Consider the following 8,241-nt stretch of genomic DNA (forward strand, 5'->3'; position numbering starts at 1 on the left):
AACCAAGCCCTACCACTACCAACTCGACCACCTCGGCACCCCGCAGGAACTGACCAGCCCCGAGGGCGAAATCGTCTGGTCCGCCCACTACCGCGCCTACGGCCAGATCGCCCGGCTCGACGTGGCCAAAATCGACAACCCACTGCGGTTTCAAGGGCAGTATTTCGATGCGGAAAGCGGGCTGCATTACAACCGCCATCGCTACTACTATCCAGATATTGGTCGCTACCTGACGCCAGATCCGGTGAAGTTGGCGGGAGGGATCAATGGGTACCGGTATGTGCCCAATCCGACGGGATGGGTAGATCCCTTAGGGCTGAGCTGTAAGGTTGGAATTTGTCCTGGCTCAAAAATCGACGCTCCAGCAAAAAAAATACCCAGCGGCGTACTAGACGGGCATGAAAAAGCAGGCGGACATCTGATTAAGAAGCACGTAGAGCGGACTGACTATCAATTGGTAGAAAGGCTTGAGGTGGAGCCACATATACCTGCAGCGTCTACGTTCAAAACTTTAGAAGACGCAGAAGCACTTGTATCCAAAAGCTTGGCTTCGCACAGTCAGGAAATATCCAAATTCCTACAAGGAACGAAGGACAAGCATATTATCAGAGAGCATTCGAGCCAACCCGTAGGGTTGAGCGTTATAAGAGGCACCACAGAATCCATACCTGTTTATAAGTTTATGCTAGTTTTAATTCGAAAACCAAAAATGCCAGACGGCTACCTTTTACTGACAGGATACCCAATAGAAAAATGAACAACCAACTAACTGAACTTCAGCAATTCTTTGGAGCTTACTTCCATCAAGACTGGGTAGATGAGCACGCCACAGCTGACGAGGTCATTGATGCTTTTCTACTAGTCTCATCTACGGATGTAATCATCACCGTAAAAGAAGAAATTCTAGAACTGCTCAAATACTATACAAACGAATCAAATCTTTTGGAGAACCTGCTACACAAACAGTATTGCTATTATTATTATCCGCACGAGTGGGCATCAGGGCCGCTTTGGCTGAGCCACATCGTAAGAAAAATTGAGAACCACTTACTCCTCAAACAATAATCGATCGCCCCCCCTAAACAAATCAGCACCGCCACTAAAGGAAAAATCCTATGCAGTTAAGTACGCAGTTTAAAAGTCATCGAGCGCAACTCGCTGTACTAAATGAGGTAACCACCAGAGCAGAACGCAACCTACCGCCTTTTACCGGGGAAGATTACTACGGCAACCCAGTTGTCCGAATCGAAATGCAGGGTTGCGGAAGAGGATACATACCAAACCCTTCTGACCGAAACAATCCAATACTTGATGAAAACATGGATGCAGCGATCGCAAAATTTGATCGCAAAACCAAAGAACTTTATACCGTATTCCCTGTGAGTAATGATCAATGCTGAAACACCCTTTTCTAGATATCCCGTACGCACCGAAACTTCGGCACTTACTCAGCCCGTTCGATATTTATGATCGCGAAGAGACTTTAGGTGAAGAGTTTGCACGTTACGACATCAACCTTGACACAGACAGAAGACGACTGATCGAAAAATACATAATTGAGAAATCTTCAGATCTAAGCTATCGACATCGCAAGGTTTTATGCGACAAATTGGGGGCTGCACTTAGCGACGAAACCTTTGATTTTTCGCACTTATTGAGACAGGCTCCCGGCTATTATTGCACCCTGCCGTGGGGATGGAGTGAAATGGACAATCCAAAAGGTTTTTTCGAAGAAATTTATAGATTAACTAATGAATGGTGGAAAGAAGACCTCCAAAAAGCCAGCCTCGAAGACCCTGCCACATGGTGACTTCCACATTGAATACACCGAGTACTCAATGTGGGAGGGGGCAAGCCCAAATGCCGGTCAGTTAGAGCGTCATCGTCACCTGTTGTAGAAGCGAGCTTGCTCGCGAAAAACATCAACGATAACGTGTGCTGCCTGAATAAACGCGGCGCCTGTGAATTTTTCGCGAGCAAGCTCGCTCCTACACATGCTTTTAACAGACTGACATCAGGGTTTGCCAACCTTTAGCTTCGCTTCGAAATCCAGCGATCTGATCAGCGCGGGCCAGCCAATTCATGTGCAAACTGCCCCATCACAATCACCCCCGAATACCGATCAGTCAGGCGAACGCAACGCTCAAAGCAAAAAAGATCAAATGTGGGAGCTGGCTTGCCTGCGAAAGCGGTAGTGCAGTAACACATGCAGCGACTGACACACCGCCTTCGCGGGCAAGCCCGCTCCCACAGGGGATCTGCGTTTGCCTGAGGGGCATTCCTCCCCCATTCAAATCTGCTTCGTTCGATCATCCAGTGTTCTGATCAGCGCTTGGACAACTCCATAATCATCCGACTCAACAAATAAACCCGCGGTACCACACTCTCCACCTCGGCATATTCCTCCGCCGTGTGAATATTGCCCCCCACTATCCCAAACCCATCCAACGTCGGCGTGCCTACCCCGGCGGACAAGCTGGCATCCGCCGCGCCGCCGCTGCCTTCGATGGTCAACTTGCGTCCCAGTTCGCCATAAACCCCTTGGGCCATCGCCACCAACTTATCCGACTCGGCCGTCTGCGGCATCGGTGGCAGGCCGCGCTGCAGGCTGGTGTTCACTTCGGTTTCCGGGATCAATTTGTTGGCTGAAACCCGGGCCAGGTCTTTCTCGATCCGGTCGAACTCTTCCGGCAAGGCCGCACGCACGTCGGCCTTGGCGGTGGCTTGGTCAGGGATGACGTTGGTGCGGTCACCGGCCTTGAGCACGGTGAAGTTGATGGTGGTTTTCTTGTCTTCATCGCCAAGTTTGCCCAGTTGCAGGATCTGGTGCGCGGCTTCCATGGCGGCGTTGCGTCCCAGTTCCGGGGCGACGCCGGCGTGGGCGGCCTTGCCTTTGACTTCGACCACCGCGGTGGCGCTGCCTTTGCGCCACACCACCAGGCCGTCGGCGGGGCGGCCGGGTTCAAGGTTCAGGGTCACGTCGTGGCCCTTGGCAGTGTTGCGGATCAGTTCGGAGGCGGCGTCGGAGCCGGTTTCTTCGCTGGCATCGAGCAGGAAGGTGATCTGCGCGTAATCCTTGAAGCCCTGGCTTTTGAGGACTTTGAGCGCATAGATGCCCGCGACGATGCCGCCCTTGTCATCCATCACGCCGGGGCCGTAGGCGCGGCCGTCCTTGATGTGGAAGGGGCGCTCGGCAGCCGAGCCTTCCTTGAATACGGTGTCCATATGGGCCATCAGCAGGATCTTGGCCTTGCCGGTGCCTTTGAGGGTGGCGACCACATGGCTGTTGTTGGCGGCTTTATCCGGCACCAATTCGATGGTGAAACCCAACTGTTTCAACTCGTCCACGGCGATATCGCGCACTTGGGTCAGGCCCGGCTCGTAGCCTGAGCCCGAGTCGATATTCACCAGGCGCTCCAGCAGCTTCAAGGCTTGGGCCTTGTATTGTTCGGCCTGTTGCTGGATCTGTTTATGAGGCTCGGCGCTGTAGGCCGGCAGGCTGAAAGACAAGGCCAGGGTAGCGGCCAACAGGGTACGCGGGAAGGTGAAGAACATGGACCGATCCTTGTTTTTTGTTGGAGGGTGCCCCGCCACCCTACCCCACTAAACTGACCGCAACCAACTGCCCTGTACCGAGCTGACCCGGTTGCGCCCGCTGCTCTTGGCTTCATACAGCGCCTGGTCGGCATCGTTGAGCCAACTGATGGAGTCGGCGTGGCTCGGCTGGTACGGCGCCAGGCCGATGCTCAGGCTCACTCGCAGTGTCGGGTCCTGGGCGTAGGCCAAGGCGTTGAAGCGACCGCGCAAGGCCTCCATCACCTCGGTGGCACGGTTGAGGGGCATATCGGGCAGGATCACGCAGAACTCATCACCGCCATAACGGCCGGCCAGGTCGGTGATGCGCAGGTTCTGGCGCAGCACCTTGCTCAGTTGGCGCAGGACGATATCGCCGGTCACATGGCCGTAGGTGTCGTTGATGGTCTTGAAGTGGTCGATGTCGATCAACGCGATGGCGGCACCGGCCGGGCCACGGCGGCAACGTTGAAATTCGAGGTCCAGATGGTCCTTCCAGGCGCCGTGGTTGAGCAGGCCCGACAGGCTGTCGGTGCGGCTCAAGGCCAGCAGTTCACGTTTGTGCCGGGCCAAGGTAACGGCCTGGCGATAGCAGATCCATCCCAGGGCCAGGGGATACAGCATCAGGATCGGCAGGCAGGCATACAGCTGGGCCTGGGTGGTCAGGGCGACAAACCCAGGTGTGAACAGCAGCAACGCGGTGCCCAGTCCCAGTGCCTGCGCCACCCAACCCGCGAACAGGAAGCGCGGCCCGCCGATGGCGACGTTGTTCATGCTCATCATCGACAGGGTGGTGACGCTGGGCAGCGGGTTGAAGTGCATCGCGCCAACCCAGAACCCACCGCAAAAGGAATCGAACAGCAGGCTGCGGCGTTCGCTGCGCAAGGTATTGGCCGAGCGCAACGAGCATTGAAAAGCCAGGTGCGGCCACGCAAAGGCATTGACCAGCATCCAAGCCCATACCCACAGGGAGGGGTTCAACGGATACATGCCGAACGCCACGCACACAAAGCCGAGCGTCAGCCCCAGCAGGCGAGATTTGTACAAGCGCAAAGCGAGCGGAAGTCCTTTTCCTCCGACGGCTGGCATGGTGGGGGCGATCCTGGGTGAATGCCTGGAGTCTAACAGGGCGACGTCAAATCGCCACTACCGCTTATTGGCTAATACTTCAGTGCGAAAACCCGCGTGCCAGCATCAAGGCGACGCCCAGCAGCAAGACGGCCGTGACCCGCTGCAACAACACCCGGCGCTTGGGGTTTTCCAGCACGTGCTTGATGCGCTGGCCGAAATAGCAATACAGGCAGCCGCTGGCAAATTGCAGCAGCAGGAAGGTCAGGCCAAGGATGGCGATGTCCGCCGCCGAACTGTGTTCACCGGCGCCGGCAAACTGCGGGAACACGGCGCTGAACATGATGATGGTCTTGGGGTTGGAAAACCCGGTCAACAGCCCTTTGCCAAACAGGCTGCGCGAGCCCTCCACGGCACCTGCGTTGTTGATCGACACGCCGCTGCTGGTCCACTGCTTGTAGGCCAGGTAGAGAATATAGGCCACACCGACAAACTGGATGGTCTGGGTAATGGCAAGGTTGCCCTTGATCAGTTCCGAGAAGCCCACGGCAAAGATCAGGATGGAAATCAGGTAAGACACACTGGCGCCGATCTGCGCGGGGATCGAACTGCGCAGGCCGTCCTTCAGGCCCAGGCTCAACAACAACAAGGTCATGGGGCCGGGGCTGAAGGTCATGGTGGCGCAAAACAGCAAAAAGTAGAGAAACGACGACAGGGTTAACGCACTTGTCATGGCCAGGGACCTTGAATTAAGAGAACAACAGCAACGAGGCGAGCGCCTCAAGCGCCCGCCCCAGGCCGGTCAGGCGACGGCGATTTCAGTCGTCAGGGACTCGCGGTACATCACCGCAAGGTCAGCCAGCGCGGCCTTGGCGGTCTGGTTACGGGTTTCAAACGCCACCAGGCCCTTCCAGTTGGTCTCGACAATGGCCTGCACCACATCGGCGTAATCACAGTTACCGTCATGGATGCCGAAGTGCTGGTCTTGCACGCCGTTGTTATTGCTGAAAGAGATGCCCTTGATCAGGTGGTGATACTTGCGCACCACTTCTGCCGGCAGGCCGTTCTCGATGTTGGCATGGCCGGCGTCTAGGAAGAAGTACACATTGCTGTGGGCTTGCAGGCGCTCGAACACAAAAGCGTATTCCGCTTCATGGGTAAAGATGTAGTGGAACGGCCGATAGTTGACGTAGTTGGACAGGTTCTCCAGGTAGATATCCGTGCCCTTGGCCTCGGCATAGCGCGCCAGTTCCTGCACCGACTTGAGGTAATGCTCCAGGGCGACCTTCTTGGCCATCAGCACCATTTTCGGCTCGACGATGCAACCGCCGTGAATGATCAACGGCGCGCCCAGGCGGCTGGCGATGTCGATTTCCTTTTTCACATACTCCACGGCAGCGCTGCGGAAGGCTTCTACATCACTGCCCAACGGTGCCTTGAAGTTGCCGTGGAAAACCGGCTTGACCCCAGTCGCCGTGATTTGCGCCTGCAGGCTTTCGATACGCGCCTCGGTCCAGTCATCGACCATTTCGCCGAACAGGCTGCCGTCGATGTACCAGTGGGTGCAGTCACCTTCGATGGCGGTTTGCAGGCCCTTTTCGGCGCCCAGGTATTTCTGGTGGGCCACACCGGTGCAGAACGGGACGGTGGCGTTGATCAGTTTGCTTTCCATGGAGCGATTCCTTTCGTTGATGGAGTGTCAGGCGAATTGACGTTCAGGAAGATTGATGGCCATGAAGTCGGCCTTGGTCACGCCGCAATCCGGGCATGTCCAGTCTTCAGGCACCTCTTCCCAAGGGGTGCCTGCGGGAATTCCGTCCTCCGGAATACCCAGTTCTTCTACGTACATAAAACCGCAGGGTGCGCACATATAAGTCTTCATGGAAATGCAGAATCCATTGCTCAGGTGTAGGAAATATCGCCATCTCCAGGCGAGATGCCGCGCAGTCTAGGGGAGTGGCATTGCGCAAGGCAGGTAAAGTGATGCCTAATCCGGCCTCACTTCACCGGTAAAATCACCTGCAAACACAAGGACGCGTCATGTTTGTATCCGCCATCGCTTTCGTAGAAGGCACGCCCAAGGTCCAGCAGATCGTCGAGGCGTTCAGCCACGCCATCGAAAATGGCGAATGGGCACCGGGCAGCAAACTGCCATCCGTGCGTGAGCTGACCCAGATCCTCGGTGTCAGCAAGTTCACCCTCAATGAGGCTCTGGACCGCCTGCGCGGTCGCCACCTGCTGACCTCGAGCCAGGGCCGCGGCTACTTCGTGGCGATGGACAGCACCCGCCCTGCCTCAGTGACCTGGGTGGACCTATTGCCCCAAGACCTGCTCAGCGTATTGCGCCGGCCCTTGGCCACCGCCAGTGGCGAACTGCGGCCCGGTGGCGGGCACCTGCCGGAGGACTGGCTCAATGGCGAAGCGATCCGCCAGGCCATGCGCAGCGTGGTGCGTGCGCCGTCGCTGCGCATCGCCGGGCTGGGCACGCCGGCGGGGCTGTTGCCGTTGCGCCAGGCGCTGCAACAGAAACTGCATGGCGAAGGCATGTCGGTGCCGGTGGAGCAAATCATCACCACCCCCAACACCGTGCAGGGCCTGGACATGCTCATGCGCCTGCTTGCACGCCCCGGCGACACGGTGTTGCTCGACGCGCCGTGCTATTTCAACTTCCACGCCAACCTGGCGCTGCATGGGGTCAAGGTCATTACCATCGAGCGCCGCCCCGATGGGTTCGATTTCGCGGCCCTCGAACAGTTGCTGGCCGAACACCGCCCCAGCCTTTACCTGACCACTAGCGTTCTGCATAACCCCACCGGGCATTCCTTCAGCCCCAGCCAGGCGTTTCGGCTGCTGCAACTGACCCAGCACTATCACTGCCATATCGTCGAGGATGATCTTTATGGCGACCTGCATCCCAACCCTCCTCCACGCCTGGCCGCCGTCGCCGGGCTGGAGCAGGTCACCTACCTGTCGGGGTTCTCCAAGAGCCTCAGCGCCAACACCCGCGTCAGCTACGTCGTGGCCGCGCCGCAACTGGCCGCCAACCTCACCAATATGAAATTGATGAGCGGCGGCGTCACCTCCGAACTGTTCGAACAAATCGTCTACCGTATGCTCAGCGAAGGCAGCTATGCCAAGCATCGCAAGCGCATGGTGCAACGCCTGATGGAGGCCGGAGGGCGCGTCGAACAATGGCTCAAGCGCTGCGGGTGCGAACTGCCGATGGCGTATGAAGGCGGGATGTTCATCTGGGCACGCCTGCCGCCTGGCGTGAACGGCGAACTCCTGGCTCAGCAAGCCCTGAAACGCAGCATGGTGCTGGCGCCCGGTGCGCTGTTTGGCTATGACCCGGCCCATCGCGACTCGATGCGCTTCAATGTGGCCCACAGTGATGAGCCACGGGTGCAGCGGGTATTTGAGGCGCTGTTGTTGCATGGGGTGGCACACAAAAGCAAAAGCGGCCCAACGTAACCACGATGCGAAGCGAGTAGCTCTTGCTCTTGCTCTGATTTTGATCTCAGGCGCCCCGTTAAACCACGCTGGCCGGAATTCGACAGGGATTTGGGGGGTAAACCGGCAGGGATGCCGGTTTAGCCGCCC

Annotated in this window: 10 protein-coding genes; 5 read left to right on the forward strand and 5 right to left on the reverse strand. The window is 57.3% G+C overall.

Annotation, left to right across the window (positions count from 1 at the left end):
- The 4 genes from BOP96_RS28715 to BOP96_RS28730 form a co-directional block, all read left to right on the forward strand.
- A partial coding sequence (locus BOP96_RS28715) for an RHS repeat-associated core domain-containing protein (protein WP_175563021.1) occupies positions 1-757 on the forward strand: 757 nt, incomplete at its 5' end.
- Positions 754-1,065: a contact-dependent growth inhibition system immunity protein gene (locus tag BOP96_RS28720; protein WP_014718121.1), complete on the forward strand. Its 312-nt coding sequence runs from the start codon at positions 754-756 to the stop codon at positions 1,063-1,065. The genes BOP96_RS28715 and BOP96_RS28720, both read left to right, overlap by 4 nt.
- Positions 1,066-1,115: 50 nt before the next feature.
- The gene (locus tag BOP96_RS28725) at positions 1,116-1,400 is read left to right on the forward strand and encodes a hypothetical protein (protein WP_073454681.1); all 285 of its coding nucleotides are present in this window, start codon (positions 1,116-1,118) and stop codon (positions 1,398-1,400) included.
- On the forward strand, positions 1,394-1,810 hold the full coding sequence (locus BOP96_RS28730) for a hypothetical protein (RefSeq protein WP_014718120.1): 417 nt from the start codon (positions 1,394-1,396) through the stop codon (positions 1,808-1,810). Before BOP96_RS28725 ends, BOP96_RS28730 begins: the two co-directional genes overlap by 7 nt.
- 515 nt (positions 1,811-2,325) lie before the next feature.
- On the opposite strand, the gene BOP96_RS28735 is transcribed toward BOP96_RS28730, so the two are convergent.
- From BOP96_RS28735 to BOP96_RS28755, 5 genes are all read right to left on the reverse strand, one after another.
- A complete protein-coding gene (locus BOP96_RS28735; protein ID WP_073454682.1) occupies positions 2,326-3,555 on the reverse strand; it encodes a M20/M25/M40 family metallo-hydrolase in 1,230 nt (409 codons plus the stop codon).
- 48 nt (positions 3,556-3,603) lie between these two features.
- Positions 3,604-4,662, reverse strand: coding sequence for a diguanylate cyclase (locus tag BOP96_RS28740; RefSeq protein WP_073454683.1), 1,059 nt, complete (start codon positions 4,660-4,662; stop codon positions 3,604-3,606).
- Positions 4,663-4,741: 79 nt separating this feature from the next.
- Positions 4,742-5,374, reverse strand: coding sequence for a LysE family translocator (locus tag BOP96_RS28745; RefSeq protein WP_014718117.1), 633 nt, complete (start codon positions 5,372-5,374; stop codon positions 4,742-4,744).
- A 69-nt stretch (positions 5,375-5,443) separates the two neighbouring features.
- Positions 5,444-6,313, reverse strand: a complete 870-nt coding sequence (locus BOP96_RS28750) for a sugar phosphate isomerase/epimerase family protein (RefSeq protein ID WP_014718116.1) — start codon at positions 6,311-6,313, stop codon at positions 5,444-5,446.
- Positions 6,314-6,340: 27 nt separating this feature from the next.
- Positions 6,341-6,523, reverse strand: coding sequence for a rubredoxin (locus BOP96_RS28755; protein ID WP_014718115.1), 183 nt, complete (start codon positions 6,521-6,523; stop codon positions 6,341-6,343).
- Positions 6,524-6,681: 158 nt separating this feature from the next.
- Between BOP96_RS28755 and BOP96_RS28760 the strand changes: the two genes are divergently transcribed.
- Complete coding sequence (locus BOP96_RS28760; protein ID WP_073454684.1) at positions 6,682-8,112, forward strand: aminotransferase-like domain-containing protein; 1,431 nt, start codon at positions 6,682-6,684, stop codon at positions 8,110-8,112.
- Positions 8,113-8,241 lie beyond the last annotated feature (129 nt).

The sequence above is a fragment of the Pseudomonas sp. FSL W5-0203 genome, assembly GCF_001896155.1.
Classification (GTDB): domain Bacteria; phylum Pseudomonadota; class Gammaproteobacteria; order Pseudomonadales; family Pseudomonadaceae; genus Aquipseudomonas; species Aquipseudomonas paracarnis.

Bases quoted from the DNA above. Each gene is read 5' to 3' on its own strand.
- BOP96_RS28720 (WP_014718121.1), top strand. From the start codon at position 754: ATGAACAACCAACTAACTGAACTTCAGCAATTCTTTGGAGCTTACTTC.
- BOP96_RS28725 (WP_073454681.1), top strand. From the start codon at position 1,116: ATGCAGTTAAGTACGCAGTTTAAAAGTCATCGAGCGCAACTCGCTGTA.
- BOP96_RS28730 (WP_014718120.1), top strand. From the start codon at position 1,394: ATGCTGAAACACCCTTTTCTAGATATCCCGTACGCACCGAAACTTCGG.
- BOP96_RS28735 (WP_073454682.1), bottom strand. From the start codon at position 3,555: ATGTTCTTCACCTTCCCGCGTACCCTGTTGGCCGCTACCCTGGCCTTG.
- BOP96_RS28740 (WP_073454683.1), bottom strand. From the start codon at position 4,662: ATGCCAGCCGTCGGAGGAAAAGGACTTCCGCTCGCTTTGCGCTTGTAC.
- BOP96_RS28745 (WP_014718117.1), bottom strand. From the start codon at position 5,374: ATGACAAGTGCGTTAACCCTGTCGTCGTTTCTCTACTTTTTGCTGTTT.
- BOP96_RS28750 (WP_014718116.1), bottom strand. From the start codon at position 6,313: ATGGAAAGCAAACTGATCAACGCCACCGTCCCGTTCTGCACCGGTGTG.
- BOP96_RS28755 (WP_014718115.1), bottom strand. From the start codon at position 6,523: ATGAAGACTTATATGTGCGCACCCTGCGGTTTTATGTACGTAGAAGAA.
- BOP96_RS28760 (WP_073454684.1), top strand. From the start codon at position 6,682: ATGTTTGTATCCGCCATCGCTTTCGTAGAAGGCACGCCCAAGGTCCAG.